Source organism: Spirabiliibacterium mucosae (assembly GCF_014884965.1).
In the GTDB taxonomy this organism is placed as follows: Bacteria; Pseudomonadota; Gammaproteobacteria; order Enterobacterales; family Pasteurellaceae; genus Spirabiliibacterium; species Spirabiliibacterium mucosae.
The window spans coordinates 1-24,939 of record NZ_JABTBO010000012.1; the positions used below are offsets into that span (position 1 = coordinate 1).

General features: G+C 51.0%; 24 protein-coding genes and 1 pseudogene. 18 read left to right on the top strand and 7 right to left on the bottom strand.

What is annotated here, in order from left to right; all coding sequences use genetic code 11:
• The first annotated feature begins 426 nt into the window (after window positions 1-426).
• The 4 genes from ulaG (at window position 427) to araD (ending at window position 3,932) form a co-directional block, all read left to right on the top strand.
• Complete coding sequence (ulaG, locus tag HPC37_RS05835) at window positions 427-1,518, top strand: L-ascorbate 6-phosphate lactonase (protein ID WP_208122242.1); 1,092 nt, start codon at window positions 427-429, stop codon at window positions 1,516-1,518.
• Between the two features lie 77 nt (window positions 1,519-1,595).
• Window positions 1,596-2,363 carry an HTH-type transcriptional regulator UlaR gene (gene ulaR / locus HPC37_RS05840; protein ID WP_208122243.1) on the top strand — a complete coding sequence of 256 codons (768 nt, stop codon included), beginning with the start codon at window positions 1,596-1,598 and terminating at the stop codon, window positions 2,361-2,363.
• A gap of 19 nt (window positions 2,364-2,382) precedes the next feature.
• Window positions 2,383-3,243 (top strand): L-ribulose-5-phosphate 3-epimerase, encoded by an 861-nt coding sequence (locus HPC37_RS05845; protein ID WP_208122244.1) that lies wholly within the window; start codon window positions 2,383-2,385, stop codon window positions 3,241-3,243.
• Complete coding sequence (gene araD / locus HPC37_RS05850; protein WP_208122245.1) at window positions 3,237-3,932, top strand: L-ribulose-5-phosphate 4-epimerase; 696 nt, start codon at window positions 3,237-3,239, stop codon at window positions 3,930-3,932. Before HPC37_RS05845 ends, araD begins: the two co-directional genes overlap by 7 nt.
• 92 nt (window positions 3,933-4,024) lie before the next feature.
• Here araD and HPC37_RS05855 read toward each other — a convergent pair whose 3' ends face one another.
• Entirely contained in the window at window positions 4,025-5,683 is a 1,659-nt protein-coding gene (locus tag HPC37_RS05855; protein WP_208122246.1) for a putative transporter, read from the bottom strand.
• 156 nt (window positions 5,684-5,839) lie between these two features.
• Between HPC37_RS05855 and HPC37_RS05860 the strand changes: the two genes are divergently transcribed.
• From HPC37_RS05860 to HPC37_RS05875, 4 genes are all read left to right on the top strand, one after another.
• Window positions 5,840-7,633, top strand: coding sequence for an ABC transporter ATP-binding protein/permease (locus HPC37_RS05860; protein ID WP_208122247.1), 1,794 nt, complete (start codon window positions 5,840-5,842; stop codon window positions 7,631-7,633).
• An 84-nt stretch (window positions 7,634-7,717) separates the two neighbouring features.
• Window positions 7,718-8,047: a MaoP family protein gene (locus tag HPC37_RS05865; RefSeq protein WP_208119828.1), complete on the top strand. Its 330-nt coding sequence runs from the start codon at window positions 7,718-7,720 to the stop codon at window positions 8,045-8,047.
• A gap of 41 nt (window positions 8,048-8,088) precedes the next feature.
• A complete protein-coding gene (gene trmA / locus HPC37_RS05870; RefSeq protein WP_208122248.1) occupies window positions 8,089-9,186 on the top strand; it encodes a tRNA (uridine(54)-C5)-methyltransferase TrmA in 1,098 nt (365 codons plus the stop codon).
• Window positions 9,179-9,931, top strand: coding sequence for a class I SAM-dependent methyltransferase (locus tag HPC37_RS05875; protein ID WP_208122249.1), 753 nt, complete (start codon window positions 9,179-9,181; stop codon window positions 9,929-9,931). The genes trmA and HPC37_RS05875 overlap by 8 nt, the downstream gene beginning before the upstream one ends.
• A 43-nt stretch (window positions 9,932-9,974) precedes the next feature.
• Here the strand turns inward: HPC37_RS05875 and dapA are convergent, their stop codons facing one another.
• Window positions 9,975-10,874, bottom strand: coding sequence for a 4-hydroxy-tetrahydrodipicolinate synthase (gene dapA, locus HPC37_RS05880; protein ID WP_208122250.1), 900 nt, complete (start codon window positions 10,872-10,874; stop codon window positions 9,975-9,977).
• Window positions 10,875-11,063: 189 nt separating this feature from the next.
• Here dapA and bcp point away from each other — a divergent pair.
• Window positions 11,064-11,510 (top strand): annotated as a pseudogene (gene bcp, locus HPC37_RS05885) (thioredoxin-dependent thiol peroxidase); the annotation flags it as partial.
• A gap of 33 nt (window positions 11,511-11,543) precedes the next feature.
• On the opposite strand, the gene HPC37_RS05890 reads toward bcp, so the two are convergent.
• Window positions 11,544-11,774 carry a hypothetical protein gene (locus tag HPC37_RS05890; protein ID WP_208122252.1) on the bottom strand — a complete coding sequence of 77 codons (231 nt, stop codon included), beginning with the start codon at window positions 11,772-11,774 and terminating at the stop codon, window positions 11,544-11,546.
• A gap of 96 nt (window positions 11,775-11,870) precedes the next feature.
• A complete protein-coding gene (locus tag HPC37_RS05895) occupies window positions 11,871-12,944 on the bottom strand; it encodes an AI-2E family transporter (RefSeq protein WP_208122253.1) in 1,074 nt (357 codons plus the stop codon).
• Window positions 12,945-13,037: 93 nt separating this feature from the next.
• Between HPC37_RS05895 and arsC the strand changes: the two genes are divergently transcribed.
• Window positions 13,038-13,382, top strand: a complete 345-nt coding sequence (gene arsC / locus HPC37_RS05900) for an arsenate reductase (glutaredoxin) (RefSeq protein ID WP_208122254.1) — start codon at window positions 13,038-13,040, stop codon at window positions 13,380-13,382.
• Here the strand turns inward: arsC and hda are convergent.
• The 3 genes from hda to upp are packed head-to-tail and all read right to left on the bottom strand — an operon-like array spanning window position 13,377 to window position 15,964.
• The gene (hda, locus tag HPC37_RS05905; RefSeq protein ID WP_208122255.1) at window positions 13,377-14,072 is read right to left on the bottom strand and encodes a DnaA regulatory inactivator Hda; all 696 of its coding nucleotides are present in this window, start codon (window positions 14,070-14,072) and stop codon (window positions 13,377-13,379) included. The genes arsC and hda overlap by 6 nt on opposite strands.
• Window positions 14,073-14,084: 12 nt before the next feature.
• A complete protein-coding gene (locus HPC37_RS05910; protein ID WP_208122256.1) occupies window positions 14,085-15,338 on the bottom strand; it encodes a uracil-xanthine permease family protein in 1,254 nt (417 codons plus the stop codon).
• The gene (gene upp, locus HPC37_RS05915; RefSeq protein WP_208122257.1) at window positions 15,338-15,964 is read right to left on the bottom strand and encodes a uracil phosphoribosyltransferase; all 627 of its coding nucleotides are present in this window, start codon (window positions 15,962-15,964) and stop codon (window positions 15,338-15,340) included. The genes HPC37_RS05910 and upp overlap by 1 nt, the downstream gene beginning before the upstream one ends.
• A 234-nt stretch (window positions 15,965-16,198) precedes the next feature.
• Between upp and purM the strand changes: the two genes are divergently transcribed.
• The 8 genes from purM to holA all read left to right on the top strand — a co-directional run bounded on the left by purM (window position 16,199) and on the right by holA (window position 24,904).
• On the top strand, window positions 16,199-17,236 hold the full coding sequence (gene purM / locus HPC37_RS05920) for a phosphoribosylformylglycinamidine cyclo-ligase (protein ID WP_208122258.1): 1,038 nt from the start codon (window positions 16,199-16,201) through the stop codon (window positions 17,234-17,236).
• Window positions 17,236-17,871: a phosphoribosylglycinamide formyltransferase gene (purN, locus tag HPC37_RS05925; protein ID WP_208122259.1), complete on the top strand. Its 636-nt coding sequence runs from the start codon at window positions 17,236-17,238 to the stop codon at window positions 17,869-17,871. Before purM ends, purN begins: the two co-directional genes overlap by 1 nt.
• Window positions 17,872-18,011: 140 nt before the next feature.
• On the top strand, window positions 18,012-18,968 hold the full coding sequence (locus HPC37_RS05930) for a peptidylprolyl isomerase (protein ID WP_235961482.1): 957 nt from the start codon (window positions 18,012-18,014) through the stop codon (window positions 18,966-18,968).
• A 58-nt stretch (window positions 18,969-19,026) separates the two neighbouring features.
• Window positions 19,027-19,845, top strand: a complete 819-nt coding sequence (rsmA, locus tag HPC37_RS05935) for a 16S rRNA (adenine(1518)-N(6)/adenine(1519)-N(6))-dimethyltransferase RsmA (RefSeq protein ID WP_208122260.1) — start codon at window positions 19,027-19,029, stop codon at window positions 19,843-19,845.
• Window positions 19,845-20,669, top strand: a complete 825-nt coding sequence (gene apaH, locus HPC37_RS05940; RefSeq protein WP_208122261.1) for a bis(5'-nucleosyl)-tetraphosphatase (symmetrical) ApaH — start codon at window positions 19,845-19,847, stop codon at window positions 20,667-20,669. Before rsmA ends, apaH begins: the two co-directional genes overlap by 1 nt.
• 113 nt (window positions 20,670-20,782) lie before the next feature.
• A complete protein-coding gene (gene leuS, locus HPC37_RS05945) occupies window positions 20,783-23,365 on the top strand; it encodes a leucine--tRNA ligase (protein WP_208122262.1) in 2,583 nt (860 codons plus the stop codon).
• 9 nt (window positions 23,366-23,374) lie between these two features.
• Window positions 23,375-23,869, top strand: a complete 495-nt coding sequence (lptE, locus tag HPC37_RS05950; RefSeq protein WP_208122263.1) for an LPS assembly lipoprotein LptE — start codon at window positions 23,375-23,377, stop codon at window positions 23,867-23,869.
• A 3-nt stretch (window positions 23,870-23,872) separates the two neighbouring features.
• Window positions 23,873-24,904: a DNA polymerase III subunit delta gene (holA, locus tag HPC37_RS05955; protein WP_208122264.1), complete on the top strand. Its 1,032-nt coding sequence runs from the start codon at window positions 23,873-23,875 to the stop codon at window positions 24,902-24,904.
• The last annotated feature ends 35 nt before the right edge of the window (window positions 24,905-24,939 follow it).

Genomic DNA, 24,939 nt, shown 5'->3' on the forward strand with positions numbered 1-24,939 from the left:
ACAAAATGTAACCAAGACACGCCACAATACCAAGAAGAAGCGGCGCCTTTGATAGAACCTGGGCATTGAACCCAAGGAACAGTTCGTATAGCGAATTTAAATATCCATAACAAACCTCTGTAAGTTGTCAATATGAATGTTGATGGTTAGCCATCAGTATGAGCTCAGAGATTAGCCCCACATTTAGCGTCCAACACATCATAACAGCAAAAAATGAGTTGTTTTGAAGTTTTTTGATTATTTGTGATTTTAATCACAAAATATTTATTGCGTAATTTTCAGGATCTTAATTTAATCTGTTGTATTAAAAGGATAAATAAAAGAATTTATCAAAAATCACATTAGTGCTTGCAAAAGAAAAAATGATTATATATGATTGCTTTTGAGTGATATGTGATTTTTTGTGCTTTTTAAGGAGCGTTATTTATGGCAAAAGTGAATGAAATTACCCGTGAGAGCTGGATTTTATCAACCTTTCCAGAGTGGGGTACTTGGCTGAATGAAGAGATTGAACTTGAACAAGTTCCTCAAGGCAATGTTGCTATGTGGTGGCTGGGTTGTGTGGGCTTGTGGGTCAAAACGCCAGGAAATGCGAATCTCTGTATTGATCTTTGGTGTGGTCGTGGTAAAGCTACGAAAAAGGTTAAAGACATGGTACGCGGCCACCAAATGGCTAACATGGCGGGTGTGCGTAAATTACAGCCAAACTTGAGAAATTCAGTCAGTGTGTTAGACCCATTTGCAATTAATCAAGTCGATGCCATTGTGGCAACACACTATCACAACGATCACATTGATGTGAATGTAGCTGCTGCAGTTATCAATAACCCTGAGCTTAACCATGTTAAATTCATCGGCCCACAATATTGTGTGGATATGTGGACGAAGTGGGGGGTGCCACAAGATCGTTGTGTAGTCGTAAAACCTGGAGACAGCGTTAAAATTAAGGATCTTGAATTGATTGCGCTGGATTCTTTTGACCGCACTTGCTTAGTTACCCTACCTGCACGAGGTGCTGAAGAAAATGGCGGCGAATTAAATGGCATTTGCCCAAGTGATGAAGAGATGGGGCTCAAGGCAGTTAACTATCTTATCAAAACACCTGGTGGCAATATCTATCATTCCGGTGATTCTCACTATTCAATCTATTACGCTAAACACGGTAAAGACTATGAGATTGATGTTGCTTTGGGTAGCTATGGTGAAAACCCGCTAGGTATTCAAGATAAGATGACGTCTATTGATTTGTTGCGTATGGCTGAGTGCTTGCGTACAAAAGTGGTCATTCCTGTGCATCATGATATTTGGACAAATTTCCAAGCGGATACGAATGAGATTTTAGCGCTTTACAATATGCGTAAAGATAGACTTCAGTATCAATTCAAACCGTTCATTTGGCAAGTTGGGGGTAAATACGTCTATCCTCAAGATAAAGCATTAACAGAGTATCACTATCCGCGTGGCTTTGATGATTGCTTTGAGCAAGAGCCTAATGTTCCGTTTAAGTCAATACTTTAACCTTTACACACCGCTTTGTATTTTTACAAAGTGGTGTTATTTTGTTCATACATGGTTAGTTTTACGGAGAAGTCATTATGAACAAGCAATATCGTCATGAGAAATTACTCAATATTCTCAATGAACGGGAAATATTATCGACGGAAGAGATTATTCATCTTCTTGATGTTTCGCCAGCAACGGCGCGACGTGACATTACGATGTTAGATAAATTAGGGTTGTTGCAGAAAGTGCGCAATGGAGCTCAATCTGTTGCTAAAGAAAGCATTTCTAATCACCGCAATTATTTAAGCAGTAATGTTAATCAAATCAATAATTTTTCTGAAAAAGAGAGAATTGCGAGAGTGGCAGCCAATTTGTGTCAACGAGGCGAAAGCGTATTTTTGACCTGTGGCTCCACCATGATGATGTTAGGACAAAGCTTGTGTGGCAGTCCTGTGCAAATCATCACCAATTATTTGCCGTTAGCCAATTTGTTGATTGAACATGACCATAATGATGTTGTCATTATGGGAGGTCAATACAATAAAAATCAGGCTATTACGCTGTCTTTAGGCGTTGGCGTTGATTGTGGGTACTCTGCCAATATTATGTTTACAAGCGGACGAGGAATTTCGGCTAAGGGACTTTATAAAACCGACATGCTGATTGCAAATTCAGAGCAAAAAATGCTTGATAAAGTTGGGCGCTTGATTGTTCTGCTTGATAGTCAAAAATTAGGGAAGGAAGTTGGGATGATATTCACTGAGTTAAGTCGTATTGATACCTTAGTGACAGGCAAAGAAGCCGATCCTGACATTATTTCCACCTTAAAAGCACGAGGTTTGAATATTATCTTAGCCTAATATATTTAGGAGAGATAGAATGAGAAACCATAAAATTGGTATTTATGAGAAAGCCTTACCTAAAGAAATCAGTTGGCGGGAAAGGCTTGCAATCGCAAAATGTTGCGGTTTTGATTTTGTGGAAATGTCTATTGATGAAACTGACGAACGTTTATCACGTTTAAATTGGAGCAAGTCGGAACGACTGGACATTGTTAAAGCCGTTTTAGATTCTGGAATTACCATTCCATCAATGTGTTTGTCAGCGCATCGCCGCTTCCCATTTGGTAGTCACGACAGTCAAATAAGAAAACAAGCATGCGACCTTATGCAAAAAGCCATTGAGCTTGCAGTAGATCTTGGCATTAGAACGATTCAGTTAGCGGGTTACGATGTCTACTATGAAGAGCAAGATGAAGGCACAATCGCACGTTTTCAAGAAGGTTTAGAGTGGGCTGTACAATTGGCTGCTAGCAATCAAGTGACATTGGCCGTTGAAATCATGGATACGAAGTTTATGAGTTCTATTTCGCGGTGGAAAAAATACGATCAAATACTGCAATCTCCTTGGTTTACAGTGTATCCCGATCTAGGCAACTTATCAGCATGGAATGATGATGTGGTTTCTGAGCTAGAGTTAGGCATTGATAAAATTTCGGCTATCCATTTGAAAGATACCTACAAAGTCACCCAAGAATGCGCAGGGCAATTTAGAGATGTCCCTTTTGGTCAAGGTTGTGTTGACTTTGTGAAGTGCTTTGAAACGTTAGCACGATTAAATTATCGTGGTGCTTTTCTTATTGAGATGTGGACGGAAAAAGCTCAAGACCCTATTGTTGAAATTATTAACGCCAGAAAATGGATTGAGTCACAAATGGTGCAAGGAGGTTTTCAATGTTAACACAATTGAAACATGAGGTTCTTGAGGCGAACTTGGCGCTTCCTAAACACCATTTAGTCACATTCACATGGGGAAATGTGAGCGGCATTGATAGAGAAAAAGGTTTAGTAGTAATTAAACCATCAGGTGTTGAGTATGATGTGATGACTGCAGAAGATATGGTTGTGGTTGATCTTCATACTGGTGCGTTGGTTGAAGGGGATAAAAAACCATCTTCAGATACGCCAACACACCTTGAGCTGTATCGTAATTTTCCTGATATTGGTGGGATTGTTCACACACACTCTCGTCATGCCACTATTTGGTCTCAGTCGGGTGAAGATATTATTGCAACGGGCACAACTCATGCGGATTATTTTTATGGCGCAATACCCTGCACGCGCCTAATGACAGCACAAGAAATTGCGGGTGATTATGAGTTGGAAACAGGCAAAGTGATTGTTGAAACCTTTGCTACACGTGGGATCAACCCAAATGATGTTCCAGCTGCTTTGGTGCACTCACATGGGCCGTTTGTTTGGGGTAGCGATCCACACAATGCTGTGCATAACGCCGTGGTGTTGGAAGAAATTGCCTATATGAATCTTTTTGCTCGCCAGTTACGGCCTAATTTACAATCTATGCAGCAGGAGTTATTAGATAAACACTATCTAAGAAAACATGGTGCAAATGCCTATTACGGGCAATAATATGAAAAGAAGCCGCTCAAGATGTGCGGCTTTTTTATTAACTTAATTAAAACCGCACTTTAAAAGTGCGGTTTTTAGCAAAGTGCGGTCGGTTAGGTGAAGAGGACTAACACGATGGCGAGCACTTGCGGGGAGATGATGCGCATGAACATCACCAGTGGGTAGACGGTGGCGTAAGACAGTGCCGCGGCGCCGCTTTCTTCTTTGATGGCGTTGGCAAAGGCCAGCGCCGGTGGGTCTGTCATGGAGCCGGCGAGCAGGCCGCTTAAGGTGAGGTAGTTCATTTTGCCGTAAATGCGTGCGATAAGGCCGGTGACGAGCAGCGGCACAAAGGTGATGATGGCGCCGTAGGCCATCCATTCAAGGCCGCTGCCGCTGACTAAGGTATCAACAAAGTGGGCGCCGGCTTTGAGCCCAACAATGGAGAGGAACAGCACGATGCCGATTTCGCGCAGGGCGAGGTTGGCACTCGGTGGCATGAACCAGTAAAGTTTGCCGAGGCTGCCGATGCGCGCGAGAATGAGCGCCACCACCAGCGGGCCGCCAGCCAGCCCGAGTTTCAGCGGGACAGGGAAGCCTGGCAGCATAATCGGGATGGAGCCGACCAGCACGCCGAGCAAAATCCCGATAAACACGGGCAGCATTTGCACTTGTTGCAGTTTTTGCTGCACGTTGCCGATCACGGCAATCACCGCTTCAATGGCGTCCAGCCGGCCGACGAGGTTGAGTACGTCACCAAATTGCAAGCTGGTGTTGCTAGTCGGCACCAGTTCGATCCCCGCACGGTTAAGACGGGAGATTACCACTTCGTATTTTTGCTTGAATTTGAGATCGCGAATTTTTTTGCCCAGCGCTTGCTCGTTGGTGACCACCACGCGCACGGAGCGCAAGTCGGTGCCGCGGGTGGTGAGTGAGGTTTGCACCACCTCACCGATAACAAGCTGCAAGCGGTAGAGGTCAGGCTTGTCGCCCACGAGGTGCATAATATCGCCCAGCGCCACTTCGGTGTCGGCGTGGGGCACAATCAGCTCGTCGTTGCGCTTAAGCCGTGAGCACACCACATTGCGCGCCTCAAAGCCTGGAATATCACGAATGCGCAAGCCGTTGATGTTCGGGTTGGAGATTTTGACATTGAGGCTGCTTAGGCTTTCTTTGTCGTGGCCAGATTCTTTTTCAAATTGCTCATGCTCGTGCTCAATTTTGATTTTGAAAAAGGCACGAATCAGCCAAATGGCGAGCAAAATGCCGCAAATCCCGAACGGGTAGGCAATCGCATAGGCCATACCCATGGTTTCGGTGATGTTGGTCATGCCCAGTTCGCCTAAAATTTGCTGGCCAGCACCGAGCGATGGCGTGTTGGTGACCGCGCCTGAGAAAATGCCGAGAATAATCGGCAGCTCAATGCCAAAGGCAAGGTGTAAAATCACCACCAACAGCGCGCCGAGCAGCACAATCATCATGGCAAAGAGGTTGAGCTTCAAGCCTGATTGGCGCAGTGAGGCGAAAAAGCCGGGGCCGACTTGAATCCCGATGGTGTAAACAAACAAAATCAAGCCAAATTCTTGGATAAAATAAAGGGTGTGCGGCTCAAGTTTGAGATCGTATTGATAGGTGAAGTGCCCCACCAAAATCCCCCCAAACAGTACGCCGCCGATCCCGATGCCAATCCCCTTAATTTTAAAATGCCCGAGCCACAGCCCGATCACGGCCACTAAGGAGATGAGGCTTATGGTGATTGCAATATCGCTCATAAGTGCTCCTAAATTTTCAATAAAAGTGAACTGAGAGGGATTATACCTGTCTTAGAAAACAAAATTTGGCCTAGCCCAAATTTTTAAAGAAAATTCAAATTTTTGTGTAAAAATAGGGCATGGATGAGCCACGCGGTGGCATTTTTGAGATGATGTATGAATTGGCAAACTGAATTATTGGATTCCTCTTTTTGGGTGCTAAAGGCGTTCGCCGGCAGCGTGGTGTTTTTGCTCTTGCTTGGCGTGTTGCTGGTGCGCTTCACCGGCTGGGGGCGGCAGTTTTGGCGCATTGGCGCGCACTACCTCAACCCGAAAACACATTTTTCAGCCATGGTACTGTTTGGTAGCATTTTGCTGCTCACGCTGCTGGACGTGCGCCTAAGCGTGGTGGTGTCGAATTGGTATAACAAAATGTATGGCTCGCTGCAAGATTACGACGCTGAGCTGTTTTGGCGCATGATGGCGGTGTTTGCCATTTTGGCCACCATTAATGTGGTGTTGGGGCTGGTGAATTATTATCTCTCTCAGCGCTTTATCATCAACTGGCGCACTGACCTCAACCACCGCTTTGTCTCTCGCTGGCTGAACAACCGCACTTATTACAAAACTTATTACAGCCACGGCATTTTGGACAACCCCGACCAGCGTATCCAGCAAGATGTGCAATCGTTTGTCACCACCAGCTTGAGCTTTTCAACCGGGCTTGTCAGCGCGGTCAACTCCATCATTGCCTTCACCATTTTGCTCTGGGGGCTCTCCGGCCCGCTGACCCTCGGCGGGGTGGAAATCTCGCACGCGATGGTGTTTTTAACCTATCTTTATGTGCTCGTCACCTCGGTGCTGGCGTTCAAACTCGGGCGGCCGTTGATCAAGCTCAACTTCTTGAATGAAAAGCTCAACGCCAACTTCCGTTATTCCTTAATCCGCGTGAAAGAATACGCTGAAAGCATCGCGTTTTATCGCGGGGAGCACAGTGAAAAACGCCTGCTGACACACCAGTTTAACGCGGTGATTGAAAACGTGTGGCACATTGTGTTTCGAACCCTCAAGTTCTCGGGCTTCAACCTTGTGGTGGGGCAGGCCTCGGTGGTGTTCCCGTTTTTGATTCAAGCCGGGCGCTTTTTCCAAAAGCAAATTTCCCTAGGCGATTTGATGCAAACTGGCCAAGTGTTCGGCCAGCTGCACTCAAGTTTGTCGTTTTTCCGCAACTCTTATGACACCTTTGCGGCCTACAAAGCCACGCTCGATCGCTTAACCGGCTTTAGTGATGCGATGCAAAGCGCCGAAAATCTTGAGATGCCTGAGATCAAAACCGATCGCGAGCAGCTGGTGATCAACAATCTCAGCGTTTACACCCCCGCGCAAAAGCCGCTGATTGAGCGCCTGACGCTTGATTTGCCGCAAGGTGCGTGGCTGTTGATTCAAGGCCCGTCGGGGGTGGGCAAAACCACCTTGTTGCGCTCGCTGGCAGGCTTATGGGCCTTTGCCAAAGGGGATATTCACGCGCCGGCCGATGCGCTCTTTTTGTCGCAAAAACCCTATTTGCCGCAAGGGCGGCTGCTCGATGCGCTGCATTACCCCAACAGCGCGCCTGATCAGGTAGATTATGCCCTTGAAACCGCACTTTTAACGCGCGTGCAACTAGGGCATTTGTGCGGCAAATTGCTTGAAGACAACGAATGGACGCAGGTGCTCTCCCTTGGTGAGCAGCAGCGCTTGGCCTTTGCCCGCGCATTGTTGCACCGCCCGCAGATTATCTATCTCGATGAGGCCAGCGCCAGCATGGACGAAGGGCTTGAAGATGCGATGTATCGCCTGCTGAAAAGTGAACTGCCGCACGCCACTGTGGTCAGCGTGGGGCATCGCTCAACCTTGAAGGCATTGCACGAACAGCATTTGGCGATTAAGCCCGATGGCAGCTGGCAGCTTTTAGACCGCACTTTGGCGTAAAATCACGAAAATTGGAAAAAAAGGTTGACTTATTTTTCAAGCTTGCTTTAATGCAAGCGAAAAATGTATCTATGAGGACAAATTATGGCAGAGAGCTTTAGTGTAACCCGCCGCTTTTTTGACGACAAAAATTACCCACGCGGCTTTTCACGCCATGGTGACTACACCATCCGTGAATCTGAAACCTTAGAAAAATACGGCCAAGCCTTTATTGAACTGCAATTGGGCAACCGCAAACCGAAAACTAAAGAAGAAAAACAGTTTGTCGCGGTGTGCAAAAAAGAGCGCGAGCCGGAAACCTTTTTTGAAAAAACCTGGGTGAAATACACCTCCCGCATCAACAGCGTCAAACGCGTCTACACCCTCTCTGGGCTGGCGGCTGCCGACAGCGCGGGTGACGACTTCACCGAATAATCCAAGGCGCTGTGTGCGCCTTTTGCTTTTTTGGATTGCTTATGCCACACCTCCCAACGCAGGACTACCCAACCCTTTTGCACGCCAAACGCGAACGCCTGCAAGCGTTGCTCGCGCCGTTTAACGCGCCTGAACTGGCCGTATTTGCCTCGCCTACGCAGCACTTTCGCATGCGCGCGGAGTTTCGCATCTGGCATGAGGGCGATGAGCTCTATCATGTGATGTTTGACGCCGAACGTGGCGAGCGCTACCGTGTGGACAGCTTCCCTGTGGCTAGCCAGCTCATCAACGCGATGATGACCGCACTTTTGCCTGAGTTGAAAGCTGAGGATGTTTTACGCCGCAAGCTGTTTCAAATTGATTACCTCAGCACGCTCAGCGGGCAGATTGCCGTGAGCTTGCTTTATCACAAACCGTTAAGTGATGAGTGGGTGCGTGCTGCGCGTGAGCTCAAAGTGCGGTTGCAAGCCCAAGGGTTTGAGGTGCAGCTCATCGGCCGGGCGCGCAAGCAAAAAATCTGCCTTGACCACGATTGGGTGGATGAAACGCTCACCGTCAACGGCCGCGCGCTGCATTATCGCCAAATCGAAAACAGCTTCACGCAGCCTAATGCGGCGATGAATATTCACATGTTGCAATGGGCCCAGCACTGCACGCAAGGCGAGCAGGGCGATTTGCTTGAGCTCTATTGCGGCAATGGCAACTTTTCCATCGCGCTGGCGGGCAATTTTGAGCGCGTGCTAGCGACTGAAATTGCCAAATCCTCGGTGCACGCCGCCCAGCATAATTTGCAAGCCAATGGCATCGACAACGTGCGCATTATCCGCATGTCGGCCCAAGAGGTCACGCAAGCCTTAAACGGCGAGCGCACCTTCAACCGCCTGCAAGGGGTGGATTTGCGCGATTACCGCTGCCACACCGTGCTGGTTGACCCACCGCGGGCGGGGCTGGATGACGCGACGCTCGAGATGGTTTCTCACTACCCGCAGATTTTGTATATTTCCTGCAACCCACACACCTTGGTTGAGAACCTCAAAACGCTGTGCCAAACCCATCGCATTGCGCAAGCGGCGCTGTTTGACCAATTCCCGTATACCGATCATATCGAAACAGGCGTGTGGCTGGTGCAGCGTGATTAAACTGGTGTGTGAAAGTGCGCTCAAGCAAGCCGAGTTTGACCGCACTTGTGCTTTGTTAGGCCTAAAACATCACCCCAATAGCCCATTGGCGCTGGTGCAAACCTCAAATCACATTGAGCTGCGCAAGCTTGACGAGCCTAAGCTCGGTGCGGTATGGGTCGATTTCACCCAAGGCACACTGGCGCACCGCCGGCAATTTGGTGGCGGGCGCGGTGAGGCCGTGGCCAAAGCCGTGGGCGTGAAGCAATCCTATCTCCCCAGCGTGATTGATGCCACCGCCGGCCTTGGGCGTGATGCCTTTGTGCTGGCTGCCATTGGCTGCAAAGTGCGGTTGGCCGAGCGCAACCCCGTGGTTTATGCCCTGTTGCAAGACGGCCTAGCGCGTGCGTATATTGATGAGACCATCGGCGGGTGGATGCGCGAGCGGATGCAGCTCTTGCCGTTGGGCTCGCTGCCAGCTCTCACCGTTGAACCCGCTGATGTGGTTTATCTTGACCCAATGTTCCCGCATCGGCAAAAAACAGCGTTAGTGAAAAAAGAGATGCGCGTGTTTCAAACGCTGGTGGGCGCCGATCTCGACGCCGATCAATTATTAGCGCAAAGTGCGGTTTTAGCGCGCAAGCGTGTGGTGGTCAAACGCCCCAGCGGCGCGCCACATCTGGCCAACATCACGCCGCAAGGGGAGTTGAAAACCAAAAATCACCGCTTTGATCTCTACCACCCGCAGGCGTTACTCGCGCAATAAAAAAGCACCCGAAGGTGCTTTTTTACTTTTTATACTTTAGCAATTAGCGAACCAAGCCCGCGTGCTGCAAGGCCTCAATCACGGCTGGCTGCGCCTCTTCACTGAGCACAGTCAGCGGCAGGCGGATATGCAAGTTGCTAATCAGCCCCAAACGGTGGCAGGCCCATTTCACAGGGATTGGGTTGGATTCCACAAACAAGTTTTTGTGCAGCGGCATCAGCACTTGGTTGATTTCTTCCGCTTGCTCAAACTCACCTGCCAGCGCGTGGGCGCACATTTTGGCCATCTCCGCCGGCGCCACGTTGCTGGTGACTGAAATCACGCCTTCTGCACCATCGCGCATGGCATCAAGTGCGGTGGCATCATCCCCGCTGAAGATCAAGAAATCGTCGCCAGCGAGCTGTTTAATTAATTTCACGCGTTCGACTTCGCCGGTGGCCTCTTTGATGCCGACGATGTTTTTCACTTTCGCCAAGCGGGCCACGGTTTCAGGCTTGATGTCGCTGCCGGTGCGGCTTGGCACGTTGTAGAGAATTTGCGGGATGTCGGTGCTTTCTGCAATGGCTTTGTAGTGTTGATACATCCCTTCTTGAGTTGGTTTGTTGTAATACGGCACAACCGACAAACACGCTGCCACGCCGCTGCCGTGGAGCAGTTTGGTCATGGTGATGGCCTCGCTGGTGGCGTTCGCGCCAGTGCCTGCGATAATAGGAATGCGCCCTTTGGCAAATTCAACGGTTTTTAAAATGGCTTTCACATTTTCTTCAATGCTCAGGGTGGCGGACTCACCGGTGGTGCCCACGGAGACAATCGCGCTGGTGCCTGCATCAACGTGAAAATTCACCAACGCTTCAAGCTCTTCGTAGTTGACGTCGCCAGCCTCTGTCATCGGGGTGACAAGGGCGACAATGCTGCCAGAAAATAACGGTTGTTGTGCCGACATAACGATTCTCCTGTATATTTTTATTATTCCTAGGCCTAATATGATTAGCTTGCCAAATTTGGCACAGTTTGCAAGTGCTTTTTTATGATCTCGCGCTTTTTTTTGCAAAAAAAGCCACCGAACTTTACAATCTAGTTTGTGATTATCAAACAAAGGAGGCATTATGCCAACGCCACTTAGCCAAGGCACACCCGAGGACCGAAGTTCAGCTTGCTTGATCAACGCAATCAAGCCATCAGTTTAAGCCAATTTAAAGGCCAAAAAGTGCTGGTCTATTTCTATCCGCGCGCCCTCACCCCAGGCTGCACCACCCAAGCCTGCGACTTGCGCGACAGCCAATCCGAGCTTGAAAAGTGCGGTTTAACCGTGCTCGGCATCAGCCCCGACAGCCCAGACAAACTCGCCCGCTTTGAGGAGAAAAATCAGCTCAATTTCACTTTGCTTTCAGATCCTGACCACAAAGTCGCAGAGGCCTACGGCGTGTGGGGCGAGAAGAAATTCATGGGCAAAACCTTTGATGGCATCCACCGCATCAGCTTTTTGATCGACGAAAGCGGCACCATCGCCCACGTGTTTGAAAAATTCAAAACCAAAGACCACGCCCGCATCGTCCTCGACTACCTGCAACAGGCGTAAACAGATATTAAAAAAGGGCAAAATGCCCTTTTATCATTTCCGCATGAGTTCTGGCCATCTGGCTTTGCAAAAATAGCTTTTGCCATCTTTCGCGAAGTCGTAAATATTGCTGACTTGACGGAGAGAAAATGGCGGTGTTTTCCCAAGTCGAAGGCAGTAGCGTGTTGCGCGTCTGAATTTACGATTGGCTCGGCGCTTGTCTTGTTTTTCACTTTCAAAGCAAGTATGGCCATTAATCGGCGTTTTCTTGTAGCTGCGACTCATGTGATTCTCCTAGGATAAGTGGATAACTTATCGCTCTTTGAGAATCACTCCATATTTGATTTTCATTGCATATTACCCTTGATATTCAACCGCACTTTATACAATAGGGTCTTCAGGTTCTTCGTTTGATGGCCAGGCGTTGAGGACGGCTTTGACCAAGGTTGCCAACGGGATGGCGAAGAAGATGCCCCAAAGGCCCCATAACCCGCCGAAGACGAGCACGGCGAGGATGATAATGAGAGGGTGAAGGTTCACCGCCTCACTAAACAGCAACGGCACGAGCAAGTTGCCGTCGAGAATTTGGATAAGAATGTGGCCGGCGACCAAGTAGCCAAAGGTGGAGGTGAGGCCAAATTGGGCGGCAGCAATCAGCACGATGGGGATGGTGATGAGCACCGCGCCAACGTAAGGGATCAACACCGACAAGCCCACGCCGACTGAGAGCAGCAGCGGGTAGCGCAGGCCGAAGCTCAGCAGTAGCACATAAGTGACGCAGCCAATCACCACAATTTCAACCAATTTGCCGCGGATGTATTTCGAGATTTGCCCTTGCATTTCACGCCAAACTTGCGAGGCTAAAGTGCGGTTGCGTGGCAAAAAGCGCATCGCGCCATTGATGAGCTGCTCTTTGTCTTTGATTAAGAAAAACACCATCAGCGGCACCAAAAAGGCATAAATCCCGATGGTCACCAGGCTCACCAAAGAGGAGATGGAGTATTTCAGCGCCGACTCGCCCATGGTTAAAATCTTGGTGCGTACGGTGGAGATGATGGAATCAAGCATTTGGTAGTCCACCAGCGCGGGGTAATTCTCCGGCAGTGTCAGCACCCAAGCGTGGAGCTGGTTTATCATCTCGGGCAAGTCTTGCATCATGGATACCGTTTGGTTCCACAGCCGTGGCAATATCACGATAAAAACAAAAATGGTCAGCGCGATAAACAACAACAGCGTGATGCTAATCGCTACAATGCGCGGCAGGCGCAGCCGCTGGGCGATGAAATCAATCGGCGTTTCAAGCAAGTAGGCAAACACCAAAGCAATCAACAGTGGTGCGATGATGTCGCTGAAAAAATAAATCGCCAGAAAGCCGAATAACAAAATGGCAAAAAGCCCCATGGCTTGTGGGTCGCTAAAGCGTCGTTTGTACCATTTTTGAAACATGTCCAGCATGGGGTGTCCTTGTGTAAACTGCGTGGTGAATAACATATTGACTTAGTGACAGATTAAATCTATTTTGAGAGAAAAATCAATAGGAGAAAGACGATGAGCGTGAAAATTTTACACAATCCCCGCTGTTCCAAAAGCCGTGCCACCTTGGCGTTGTTAGAAGAAAACGGCGTGCAGCCTGAAGTGGAGCTTTATCAAGCGCAGCAATACAGCGCTGAAGACATCCGCGCGATTGCTGAAAAATTGGGCGTGAGCGATTTGCGCGAGATGATGCGCACCAAAGATGAGCTCTACCGCACTTTGCATCTCGGCGAGGCCAGCCAAGCGCAATTGCTGCAAGCGTTGGTGGACAACCCGCAGCTGCTTGAGCGCCCGATTGTGATCTGTGGCGACAAAGCGCGCATCGGCCGCCCGCCTGAAAACGTGCTGGCGATTTTATAACGCCAGTTTGTCTTTCAAAAAGGGGATGGTCAAATGCCCCTTTTGCGCCTCCAGCGTGGCGCGCTCGAGCTTATCGAGAGTGCGGAACAGGCTTTTGAGATCGCGTGCGTGACGCTTGAGTAAAAATTGCGCGGCGTCGTCGTTGAGGATCAAACCGCGAGCAAAGGCACGGCGCTGCAACACGTGCATTTTTTGCGCTTCTGACAGCGGCTTGAGCTGATACACCTCGCCCCAAATCAGGCGCGAGCGGAGATCGGGCAAATTAAGGGCCAGCTCGCTAATCGGCGCATTGGCGCTGATGATCAGCTCACCTTGCGCGCGCTCGTTGATGCGGTTGTATAAATCAAATATCGCGCGCTCCCAGTGCGCATTGCCGGCGATGGCGTGTAAGTCATCCAAGCAGACGAGATCGTGCAGTTCAAGGTTGTTGAGCAAATCGGGCGAAAATTGCGCGAGGGATTTCAGTGGCAGAAAGCTCGCCGCGCCGCCGTTTTGAGTGACCTCATCACAGCAGGCTTTGAGCAGGTGGCTTTTGCCCGTGCTGGGCTGGCCGAAGATAAAATAAAAGTGCGGTCGGGCTTGTGCAAGATGCGCGTGCAAACTGGCGAGAAGCAAGGGGTTGTTCTCGCCATTGAAATTATCAAATGTGTTTTCATCCAGCGTGTGAATCGGCAGCGGGATTTGACGCATGCTCAGCCTATTTTAGACCGCACTTTGCGGTTTTTCTTTCGGCAAAATCAAGTGCATCACCACCGCGATGATAGCGCACAAGCTGATGCCTTTGAGCGACACTTCGCCCACATTAACCATCATGCCGCCGATGCCAAAGGTCAACACCACCGAGATAATACACAAGTTGCGCGGCTCAGAGACATTCACTTGCGCTTTAATCAGCGTGCTCATGCCCACCACGGCAATCGAGCCGAACACCAGCATCATAATGCCGCCCATCACCACGGTTGGAATGGTCGCCAGCAACGCGCCGACTTTGCCACAAAACGAAATGGCAATCGCCCAGCACGCTGCCCATGTCATGATTTTCGGATTGAAGTTGCGTGTCAGCATCACCGCACCTGTCACCTCGGCATAGGTGGTGTTTGGCGGGCCGCCTAAAAACGCCGCAGTTGAGGTGGCAATCCCGTCACCAAGCAAAGTGCGGTGCAGCCCCGGCGTGCGCAGGAAGTCTTTGCCTGTGACTGAGCTTATCGCCATAATCCCGCCGACGTGCTCGATGGCTGGCGCAATGGCGATTGGCAACAGGTAGAAAATTGCCTCAAGTTTAAACGATGGCGTGGTGAACGTTGGCAGGCTGAACCACGGCGCGTTAGCCACGCTTTGGAAATCAATCAAGCCATAGAAAAGAGCGGTGCAATAGCCCACCACAATGCCGAACATAATCGGAATCAAGCGCATCAAGCCTTTGGCAAACACCGCCACCACCAAGGTGGTGATCAAGGTCACCATCGAAATCACAATCGCTTGCTCATAGGGGAAGAGTTGCGCGCCGTCGCCGCCGCGGCCCATCGCCATGTTCACTGCCAGCGGCGCCAAGCCCATGCCGATGATGATGATAATGGGCCCAACCACCACCGGTGGGAAGATGCGTTGCAAAATCTCCGCACCTTTAAGCTTCACCAAAAAGCTCAAGGCGACGTACACCAGGCCTGCGCACATCAAGCCACCCATGGTGACCGACAGCCCCCAGGTGGCGATGCCGTATTGCATAGGCGCGATGAACGCAAAAGAGGACGCGAGGAAAATCGGCACTTGTCGGCGGGTACACAGTTGGAAGAGCAGTGTGCCGACGCCGGCGGTTAAAAGTGCGGTATTGCTGTCGAGGCCAACAATCAACGGCACCAACACCAAGGCGCCAAAGGCCACAAACAACATTTGCAAGCCCACAAAGGCTTGCTTGATTGGGTGCTGCGCCGGTTCTGGCAGGGCTTGCGTGTTCATTATTTTGTCCCGAAGATTTTATCACCCGCATCGCCTAAGCCTGGGATGATGTAGCCGTGTTCGTTTAAGTGATCGTCAATCGAGGCGGTGTAAAGCTCCACATCGCCGTGCGCTTGCTCAAGGGCTTTGATGCCTTCCGGCGCGGCCACTAGCACCAATACTTTAATGTGTTTGCAGCCTTTTTCTTTGAGCAAATTGATGGTTGCCACCATCGAGCCGCCGGTGGCCAGCATTGGGTCAACCACAATTGCCATGCGCTCTTCAAGGTCGCCGGCCAGTTTTTGGAAATACGGTACAGGCTCGAGGGTTTCTTCGTTACGATACATGCCCACAACACTAATGCGCGCGCTGGGGATATGCTCCAACACGCCGTCCATCATGCCAAGCCCTGCGCGCAAAATTGGCACCACAGTGACCTTTTTCCCCTTGATGCGCTCCACCTCCACCGGGCCATTCCAACCGTCGATGATGATGGTTTCGGTTTCTAAATCGGCGGTCGCCTCATAGGTCAGCAAGCTGCCCACTTCGGTGGCCAAATCGCGGAAATCTTTGGTATTGATATCCCCCGCGCGCATTAAGCCGAGTTTGTGTTTAATCAAAGGATGATTGACTTGCACTAGTTTCATATTGCACTCCTTAAAAGTTATCCGAGCAATTTTAAAACATTGACAGGGCAATTAATAGCTTTTTTGTGTGGATTTTGCGTTATTGGCAAGCGCCATTCAACCTTTAGGATTTGCGTGAGAATTTGCGCAAAATTGTGTGATTTTTATCGCTTAAATTTTGACTAGCTGATACAATTTGTCAGACTCTCTTGCACTCACAAGAGCCCTAAGGTTTGGTTACAACAGGAAATTGTCGTGGAAAAAGAAACATTAAGTTACAAAGATGCCGGCGTGGATATCAACGCGGGCAATGACTTGGTTGAGCGCATTAAAGCCGATGTGAAACGCACCCGTCGCCCTGAGGTGATGGGCGGCTTGGGCGGCTTTGGCGCGCTGTGTGCTATCCCTGCGGAATACAAAGAGCCGATTTTGGTCTCTGGCACCGACGGGGTGGGCACCAAGCTGCGTTTGGCCATTGACTGCCACAAACACGACACCATTGGGGTGGATTTGGTCGCGATGTGCGTCAACGACTTGGTGGTGCAAGGTGCGCAACCGCTCTTTTTCCTCGATTATTACGCCACCGGCAAGCTTGAGGTGGATGTGGCCGCCGATGTGGTCAAAGGCATTGCCGATGGCTGCGTGCAATCGGGCTGCGCGTTAGTCGGCGGTGAAACCGCAGAAATGCCAGGCATGTATCATAAAGGCGATTACGATTTGGCCGGCTTTTGTGTTGGCGTGGTGGAAAAAAGCGAGATTATTGAGCCGTCGCGCGTGCGCGTAGGCGACAAACTCATCGCACTGGCCTCCAGCGGCCCGCACTCAAACGGCTATTCTCTAATCCGCAAAGTGCTTGAGCGCAGCGGCGCCAATCCAACCCAAGACAAACTTGGTGAGAAAACCCTCGCCGAGCACTTGCTGGCACCGACCAAAATTTATGTTAAATCCATTTTGCAATTGATCAAACGCGTTGACGTGCACGCCATTGCGCATTTAACCGGCGGCGGCTTTTGGGAGAACATCCCGCGCGTGCTGCCTGCCCATGTGCAAGCGGTGATCGACGAGAGCAGCTGGCAGTGGGGCGAAGTGTTTGACTGGCTGCAACGCGAGGGCAATATCGAGCGCCATGAAATGTACCGCACCTTTAACTGCGGCGTGGGCATGGTGGTGGCACTGCCTGAAAAAGACGTGGAAACCGCACTTGCATTGTTACAACAAGCCGGCGAGCGTGCCTGGTTGATTGGCGAAATTGCCCAACGCAGCGAAGACGCACCGCAGGTGGTGATTGCCTAATGCGCACGGCGGTATTGCTCTCGGGCAAGGGCGAAACGCTGCAGGCGATTATCGACGCACAAAAGTGCGGTCACCTGCACGCCCACATTGCTTGTGTGATAAGCGATCGCGCCGATACGTTAGGGCTTGAACGCGCGCAAGCGGCAGGCATTGCCACCGCCGTGATTGCACGTGCGCAGTACGCCAGCAAAGTGGCATTTGAAGACGCCTTGATTGTGCAGCTCAACGCCGCCAAGGTCGAACTGGTGGTGCTGGCGGGTTTTATGCGTGTGCTTTCCGTGCACTTTACGCAAGCGTTTGCTGGGCGGATTTTGAATATTCACCCGTCACTGCTGCCGAAATTCAAAGGCTTGAACACCCATCAGCGCGCGATTGACGCAGGCGAAACCGAGCACGGCACCAGCGTGCATTTTGTCGATGAATCCCTCGACGGTGGGCCTGTGATTTTGCAGGCCAAAGTGCCGATTTTCCCACATGATAGCGCCGATGAGGTTGCCCAGCGCGTGAAGCAGCAAGAGCGGCAAATCTACCCGCTGGTGATTAGCTGGTTTGCCCAAGGCCGGCTTGTGCAACACAACAACAGCGCGGTGCTTGACGGCAAGGTGCTCGGCGCGGCGGGCTATGCCAGCGAATAGCACCAGATGACAGCGCGGGCAGAATGTTTTAGAATGACCATTGGCGATTAAATCCGCAATCAAACGCCATAATTGCCTTGAGAGGGAATTTTTTGGCTAAATTGGGTTCTAATAATGTATCGTAATAAGAGAGTGAATAGATGAATTTAACCAAAATGAAAAATAAGTTAATCGCGTTAACCGCACTTTTAGGTGCATTATTAGTTGCACAACCGCTGCTGGCGGCTGAAACCGTGGTCGCCACTGTAGATGGCCACCCCATTTTATCCAGCCAAGTGAAAGCCGCCCTTGGCAAGCGTGCCAACACTGCCGCCAACCGCGCCAAAGCACTCGATGATGTGATTGATGATATTTTGGTGCAAAAGGCGATTAAAGACTCGGGGGTGAGGATCAGCAGTGGTGATGTTGACCGCGTGCTGCAAAGCATCGCCGACCAAAACGGCCTAACATGGGGCCAATTGCTGGATGCGATGGACTACCAAGGCATTAATTATCAGCAATTTCGTAACCAAATTCGCCACCAATTACTAATGGGGCAAGTGCGCCAACACAGCATTGGCAAAAGCATTGACGTCGACCGCGAGCAAGTGCTGGCACTGGGCAAAAAAATGCAAAACGAGGCCAAAAGCAAAGGCCAATTGCACAAAGCCACCGCCACCGAATACCGCGTGAGCCACATTTTGCTCAAAACTAACCCAATTTTGACCGACGCCAAAGCCAAAGCGCAGCTCACCCAATTGCGCAGCGACATTTTGGCAAAAAAAATCAGCTTTGAAGACGCCGCCAAACAAAACTCGAAAGATTACCTCTCAGGCTACAAAGGCGGCGATTTGGGCTTTGCCTTCCCAGAAAGTTATGTGAAAGAGTTTGCCCAAAAAGTGCGGTCAAGCAAGCAAGGCGTTATCACCGCGCCGTTTAAAACCGAATTTGGCTGGCACATTTTGAAGGTGACCGACACCCGCAAAGGCGATCGCACCGAGCAATACTACCAGCAAAAAGCCTATGAAAACTTGATCAACCGCCAAGCGCAGCAAGCCGCCAACGACTGGGTCAAAGCGCTGCGCAAAAATGCCGACATCAAGATAATGAAACCTTAATCACAACAGCCAATAAAATCCCGCTTGGTCGGGATTTTATTTATTTGAAAATAAGCATATGAACGGAAAAACCCATTTAGGCCACACCGCGCGCAAGCGCTTTGGGCAAAACTTTTTACACGACAGCCATGTGATTGGCAACATTGTGGCCGCCATTGCGCCCAAGTCTGGCCAAGCGTTGGTGGAAATTGGCCCCGGCCTTGGCGCGCTGACAGAGCCGGTGTGCGAGCAAACCGACAAACTCACCGTGATTGAGCTCGACCGCGATTTGGCGCACCGCTTGCGCCATCACCCATTTTTGAACCAAAAGCTCAACGTGATTGAGCAAGATGCCATGCAGGTGGATTTCACCGCACTTTGCCAACAACTTGGCGCGCCGCTGCGGGTATTTGGTAATCTGCCTTATAATATTTCTACTCCGTTAATGTTCCATCTGTTCAGCTTCACGGATGCGATTGCGGATATGCACTTTATGCTGCAAAAAGAGGTGGTCAAACGCCTGGCTGCGGCACCTAACAGCAAGGCCTACGGCCGGCTGAGCGTGATGGCGCAGTATTACTGCCAAGTCATCCCTGTGCTTGAGGTGCCGCCGAGTGCCTTCAAACCCGCGCCCAAAGTGGACTCCGCCGTGGTGCGGCTGATCCCGCACCGCACTTTGCCGGTGGTGGCAAAAGACACTGCGTGGCTCAACCGCGTGTGCGCTGCTGCGTTTGGCCAACGGCGCAAAACCTTGCGCAATGCGCTTGGCCAATTGCTCAGCGCCGAGCAGCTCGCCGGCCTTGGGATTGACGACAACGCACGGGCGGAAAACGTAAGCGTGGCCGATTTTGTCCGCTTGGCCAACTTTTTGGCGGATAATCCACCGCAGGAGGGCTGATGGCAACCTATCTCGTCGGTGATTTGCAAGGCTGCTATGACGAACTCGCGCGCCTTTTAGACAAAGTGCGGTTTGACCCCGCCTGCGATACCTTATGGCTGGTGGGTGACCTTGTTGCCCGAGGTGATAAATCCCTTGAGTGCTTGCGCTTTGTCAAAAGCTTAGGCGAGGCGGGCAAAACGGTGCTGGGCAATCACGACGTGCATTTGCTGTCAACAGCACTTGGGATTAAAATAATCAAACCGAAAGACAAAGTCGAGGCCATTTTCAACGCCCCCGATTTTGCCGAGCTGATGGACTGGCTGCGTGCCCAGCCGCTGCTGCGCGAGCACGACGAATTTGGCTTTTTGCTCTGCCACGCGGGCATCAGCCCGGATTGGGATTTGCCGACTGCGCGCGCGTGCGCCCGTGAAGTGGAGGCGGAGCTACAAAGTGATGATTACCGCACGTTGCTTGAAAATATGTACGCCGACACGCCTGATCGCTGGCATGAAGATCTGCAAGGCCTTGAACGCTGGCGCTACATTCTCAACGCCTACACTCGCATGCGCTTTTGTTATCGCGACCATCGCTTAGATATGGCGTGTAAATTGCCGCTCGACCAAGCCCCCGATGAACTGGTGGCGTGGTTTGCGCTCGACAACCCGCTCTATCAAACCCGCCCGATTGTGTTTGGCCACTGGGCAAGCTTGGTGGGCTTTACGACACCACAGGGTATTTATGCGTTGGATACCGGCTGCGTGTGGGGCAATTACATGACGTTATTGCGCTGGGAAGACAAAGTCTATTTCAAGCAAAATGCGCTGAAAAATTATTGCGCATAAGGCCAACAATGGCGTGATAAAGACTAGGTTTTAACCCCAAATTACGCTATTCTATTACCATCTTATTTTTCTCTTTTAGCCGCCAAAGTGCGGTTTTTTGCAAGGTGATTATTATGCAACAACATTACAGTCCTGAGCAGGTTGAAGCCCAAGTGCAGGATTATTGGCAACAAAATAATGTCTTTAAAGCCAAAGTCGACCATTCCAAAGAAAAATATTACTGCTTGTCGATGTTCCCGTACCCATCCGGCCGGCTGCACATGGGGCATGTGCGCAACTACACCATCGGTGATGTGATTGCCCGCTTCCAACGCATGAATGGCAAAAACGTGCTGCAACCGATTGGCTGGGATGCCTTTGGTATGCCGGCGGAAAACGCGGCGATCAAAAACAAAACCGCACCCGCGCCTTGGACGTATGAAAACATCGCCTACATGAAACAGCAGCTGAAAATGCTCGGCCTAAGCTACGACTGGGATCGCGAAATCACCACCTGCCGGCCAGATTATTACAAATGGGAGCAGTGGTTTTTCACCGAGTTGTATAAAAAAGGTCTCGTCTATAAAAAAACCTCGGTGGTCAACTGGTGCCCGAACGATGAAACCGTGCTCGCCAACGAGCAAGTGGACGAAGGCCGCTGCTGGCGCTGCGACACCCCTGTGGTGCAAAAAGAGATCCCGCAATGGTTTATCAAAATCACCGATTATGCCGAGCAACTGCTCAGTGGCCTTGATCAGCTGCCAAATTGGCCGGATCAAGTCAAAAGCATGCAACGCAACTGGATTGGCCGCTCTGAAGGGCTTGAAATCGCCTTTGCGGTGGAAAACAGCAACGAGGTGGTTGAAGTCTACACCACCCGCGCCGATACACTTTTTGGCGTGTCGTACCTCGCCATTGCTGCCGCCCACCCGTTAGCGCAAAAAGCGGCGGAAAATAACCCGCAATTGGCCGCCTTTATTGAAGAGAGCAAAAACATCAAAGTGGCTGAAGCCGATCTCGCCACCATGGAGAAAAAGGGTATGGCCACGGGCATCAACGTGATTCACCCACTCACAGGCGAAAAAGTGCCGGTGTGGGTGGCAAACTTTGTGTTGATGCACTACGGCACAGGCGCGGTGATGTCGGTGCCGGCGCATGATCAACGCGATTTTGAATTTGCCCAAAAATACGATTTGCCGATCAAAGCCGTGATCCGCCCAGCCGATGCCGCGCAGCCGGATTTAAGCCAAGGGGCGTTCACCGAGCACGGCGTGCTTATCAACTCCGGCGAGTTTGATGGGCTTGATTTTGAGCAAGCGATTGATGCCATTGCGCAAAAATTGGAAAAGTGCGGTCGCGGCAAGCGCCAAACCAACTTCCGCCTGCGCGATTGGGGCGTTTCTCGCCAGCGCTATTGGGGCACGCCAATTCCGATGTTGACGCTAGAAAACGGCGAGGTTGTGGGTGTGCCATTGAAAGATTTGCCAGTGGAGTTGCCTGAAGATGTGGTGATGGACGGCGTGCAAAGCCCGATCAAAGCCGACCCAACCTGGGCGCAAACCACCTTCAACGGCCAAAGCGCGCTGCGCGAAACCGATACCTTTGACACCTTTATGGAATCGTCTTGGTATTATGCGCGCTACACCTGCCCGCACTATGACCAAGGTATGCTCAACCCAGAAGAGGCTAACTACTGGCTGCCGGTTGACCAATACATCGGCGGGATCGAGCACGCCACCATGCACTTGCTCTATTTCCGCTTCTTCCACAAATTGCTGCGCGATGCGGGCATGCTCAACTGCGATGAGCCGGTGGATAAACTGCTGTGCCAAGGCATGGTGCTGGCTGATGCCTACTATTACATCTCTGACAAAGGCGAAAAAATTTGGGTGTCGCCAACCAAAGCGATTGTTGAGCGCGACGACAAAGGCCGTATTGTGAAAGCCAGCGACGACGAAGGCCACGAGCTGGTGCACGCGGGCATGACCAAGATGTCGAAGTCGAAAAACAACGGCATTGACCCGCAAGAGATGGTGGAAAAATACGGCGCCGATACCGTGCGGCTGTTTATGATGTTCGCCTCGCCGGCGGAGATGACACTCGAGTGGCAAGAGGCCAGTGTTGAGGGCGCGCACCGCTTTTTACGCCGCTTGTGGAACCTCACCTACGACTACGCGCAAAGCCCAGCTCAAGGCGCGCTCGATGTTAGCCAACTGAACAAAGCGCAAAAAGAGCTGCGCCGTGATTTGCACAAAACCATCGCGAAAGTCAGCGACGACATTGGCCGCCGCCAAACCTTCAACACCGCGATTGCCGCTATCATGGAGCTGATGAACAAACTCACCCGCGCGCCATTAGAAAGCGAGCAAGACAAAGCGCTGATGGCCGAAGCGTTAAGCGCGGTGATCCGCATGCTTTACCCAATCACACCGCACATCTGCTTCACCTTGTGGCAGGCGCTTGGCCATGACGAGGCAATTGACTTTGCACCGTGGGTGCAAGCCGATGAAAAAGCGATGGTGGATGATGAAAAATTGATCGTGGTGCAAGTCAATGGCAAAGTGCGGTCGAAAATTACCGTCAGCGCCTCAGCCAGCGAAGAGGAAATCAAAGCCATCGCGCTTGAGGATGAAAACGTCAGCCGCCACCTCGATGGGCTGAGCATCGTGAAAGTGATTTATGTGCCAGGCAAATTATTGAGTTTTGTGGCGAAATAAGGGGCAATTATGTGGAATAAATTCAAAGCGTTGTGTGCTGTCATCGTGCTTGCGGGGCTGGCAGGCTGCGGTTTGCACTTTGCCAACCAAAGTGCGCTCGGCGGGCAATTTAGCACCATGAAATTGGTCAGCAGTGAGCCTTATGACTTTTTAAGCCGCCAAGTGCGCGAGCAGCTCAAGCTCCATCAAGTGGCGCTGGTTGAGCGTGACGACGTGCCACAGTTGCGGCTGAAAGGCTCAAGCGTGAGCTCAAGTGTGGTGTCTGTTTTCAAACAAGGGCGTGAGGCGGAAAACTTGCTGACCTTGAACGTGCGCGCCACGGTCAACGTGCCAGGCAAAGGCGAATTCCCGATTAATGTTAGCAACAGCCGCACGTTTTTTAACGACTCTCGCGCAGCGCTGGCCAAATCAGTTGAGCAAGATGTGATTTACGACGATATGCGTCGCCAAGCGGCCAAGCAGTTGCTGATTAAATTAATGACTTTGCAACAACAGCTTAACTAAGTTGTGAAACGCATTTTCGCCGCCCAGCTCCACGCCCCCAACGAGGGCCTTGCGCCCGCCTATTTGCTGGCGGGCAGCGACCCACTGCTGCTTGACGAATCGCGCGCGCTGATCACCACACGCGCTCGCGAGCAGGGCTTTGATGAAACTTTGCGCGTGGAGGTGAACGGCAGCACCAACTGGGATGCACTTTCGGAAAGCACCCAATCCCAAGGGCTTTTTTCGGCCCGCTCGCTGTGGCTAGTCAATTTGCCAGAGAACATGACACAGGCGATCAGCAAAGCCTTTCAAGCCATTTTGCCGCAACTGCACAGCGATATTTTGCCAGTATTTTGCGCGCCAAAATTGACTTTTCAAACCGAAAAGCAGGCGTGGTTTAAAGCGCTCAGCGCGCAGTTTGCCCAGCTGGTGGTGGTCAATTGCCAAACGCCGAATGCCGAGCAGCTGCCGCAGTGGCTCAAAGTGCGGTTAAAGCAGATGAATTTGCAACTCGATGTCGAAGCGCAGCAGCTGCTATGCCACAATTATGAAAATAATTTGCTCGCCCTTGCCCAAGCCTTGAAACTGTTGGCGCTGCGCTTTGGCGACGAAAAACTCAATTTCTACAAAGTGCAAAGCTGCATTGAGCAATCCTCCCAATTCACGCCTTATCAATGGCTGGACGCGCTGCTTGAAGGCAAAGCCAAGCGCGCCATGCGGATTTTAAAAAGCCTAGAAAATGAAGAAGCTGAGCCGCTGATTTTGCTGCGCAGCGCCCAAAAAGAGCTGACCACCTTGCTCAGCTTGGCTGAAGGCACCGCGGTGGCCGACAGCCGTGCACTGCTGCCAAGCCAAAATTTAAAAGTGCGGTTTGACGCACTGCGCATTTGGCAAAGCCGGCGTGGGCTGTACCAAGCAGCGATGCAGCGCTTAACGTATCGCCGCGTGTATCAGGCCATTGCACTGCTCGCCGAGCTTGAACGCGCCCTCAAACAAGGCTTGGCGATTGCCCCGTGGGAGCAATTTGCCCGCTTGAGCGCACTTTTGGCCAAATAACCGCACTTTACATTTCACCCCAAATGATTATAATT

Excerpts from the sequence above, each read along its gene's own strand:
- ulaG (WP_208122242.1), top strand. The coding sequence starts at position 427 with ATGGCAAAAGTGAATGAAATTACCCGTGAGAGCTGGATTTTATCAACC.
- ulaR (WP_208122243.1), top strand. The coding sequence starts at position 1,596 with ATGAACAAGCAATATCGTCATGAGAAATTACTCAATATTCTCAATGAA.
- HPC37_RS05845 (WP_208122244.1), top strand. The coding sequence starts at position 2,383 with ATGAGAAACCATAAAATTGGTATTTATGAGAAAGCCTTACCTAAAGAA.
- araD (WP_208122245.1), top strand. The coding sequence starts at position 3,237 with ATGTTAACACAATTGAAACATGAGGTTCTTGAGGCGAACTTGGCGCTT.
- HPC37_RS05855 (WP_208122246.1), bottom strand. The coding sequence starts at position 5,683 with ATGAGCGATATTGCAATCACCATAAGCCTCATCTCCTTAGTGGCCGTG.
- HPC37_RS05860 (WP_208122247.1), top strand. The coding sequence starts at position 5,840 with ATGAATTGGCAAACTGAATTATTGGATTCCTCTTTTTGGGTGCTAAAG.
- HPC37_RS05865 (WP_208119828.1), top strand. The coding sequence starts at position 7,718 with ATGGCAGAGAGCTTTAGTGTAACCCGCCGCTTTTTTGACGACAAAAAT.
- trmA (WP_208122248.1), top strand. The coding sequence starts at position 8,089 with ATGCCACACCTCCCAACGCAGGACTACCCAACCCTTTTGCACGCCAAA.
- dapA (WP_208122250.1), bottom strand. The coding sequence starts at position 10,874 with ATGTCGGCACAACAACCGTTATTTTCTGGCAGCATTGTCGCCCTTGTC.
- HPC37_RS05890 (WP_208122252.1), bottom strand. The coding sequence starts at position 11,774 with ATGAGTCGCAGCTACAAGAAAACGCCGATTAATGGCCATACTTGCTTT.
- HPC37_RS05895 (WP_208122253.1), bottom strand. The coding sequence starts at position 12,944 with ATGCTGGACATGTTTCAAAAATGGTACAAACGACGCTTTAGCGACCCA.
- arsC (WP_208122254.1), top strand. The coding sequence starts at position 13,038 with ATGAGCGTGAAAATTTTACACAATCCCCGCTGTTCCAAAAGCCGTGCC.
- hda (WP_208122255.1), bottom strand. The coding sequence starts at position 14,072 with ATGCGTCAAATCCCGCTGCCGATTCACACGCTGGATGAAAACACATTT.
- HPC37_RS05910 (WP_208122256.1), bottom strand. The coding sequence starts at position 15,338 with ATGAACACGCAAGCCCTGCCAGAACCGGCGCAGCACCCAATCAAGCAA.
- upp (WP_208122257.1), bottom strand. The coding sequence starts at position 15,964 with ATGAAACTAGTGCAAGTCAATCATCCTTTGATTAAACACAAACTCGGC.
- purN (WP_208122259.1), top strand. The coding sequence starts at position 17,236 with ATGCGCACGGCGGTATTGCTCTCGGGCAAGGGCGAAACGCTGCAGGCG.
- HPC37_RS05930 (WP_235961482.1), top strand. The coding sequence starts at position 18,012 with ATGAATTTAACCAAAATGAAAAATAAGTTAATCGCGTTAACCGCACTT.
- rsmA (WP_208122260.1), top strand. The coding sequence starts at position 19,027 with ATGAACGGAAAAACCCATTTAGGCCACACCGCGCGCAAGCGCTTTGGG.
- apaH (WP_208122261.1), top strand. The coding sequence starts at position 19,845 with ATGGCAACCTATCTCGTCGGTGATTTGCAAGGCTGCTATGACGAACTC.
- leuS (WP_208122262.1), top strand. The coding sequence starts at position 20,783 with ATGCAACAACATTACAGTCCTGAGCAGGTTGAAGCCCAAGTGCAGGAT.
- lptE (WP_208122263.1), top strand. The coding sequence starts at position 23,375 with ATGTGGAATAAATTCAAAGCGTTGTGTGCTGTCATCGTGCTTGCGGGG.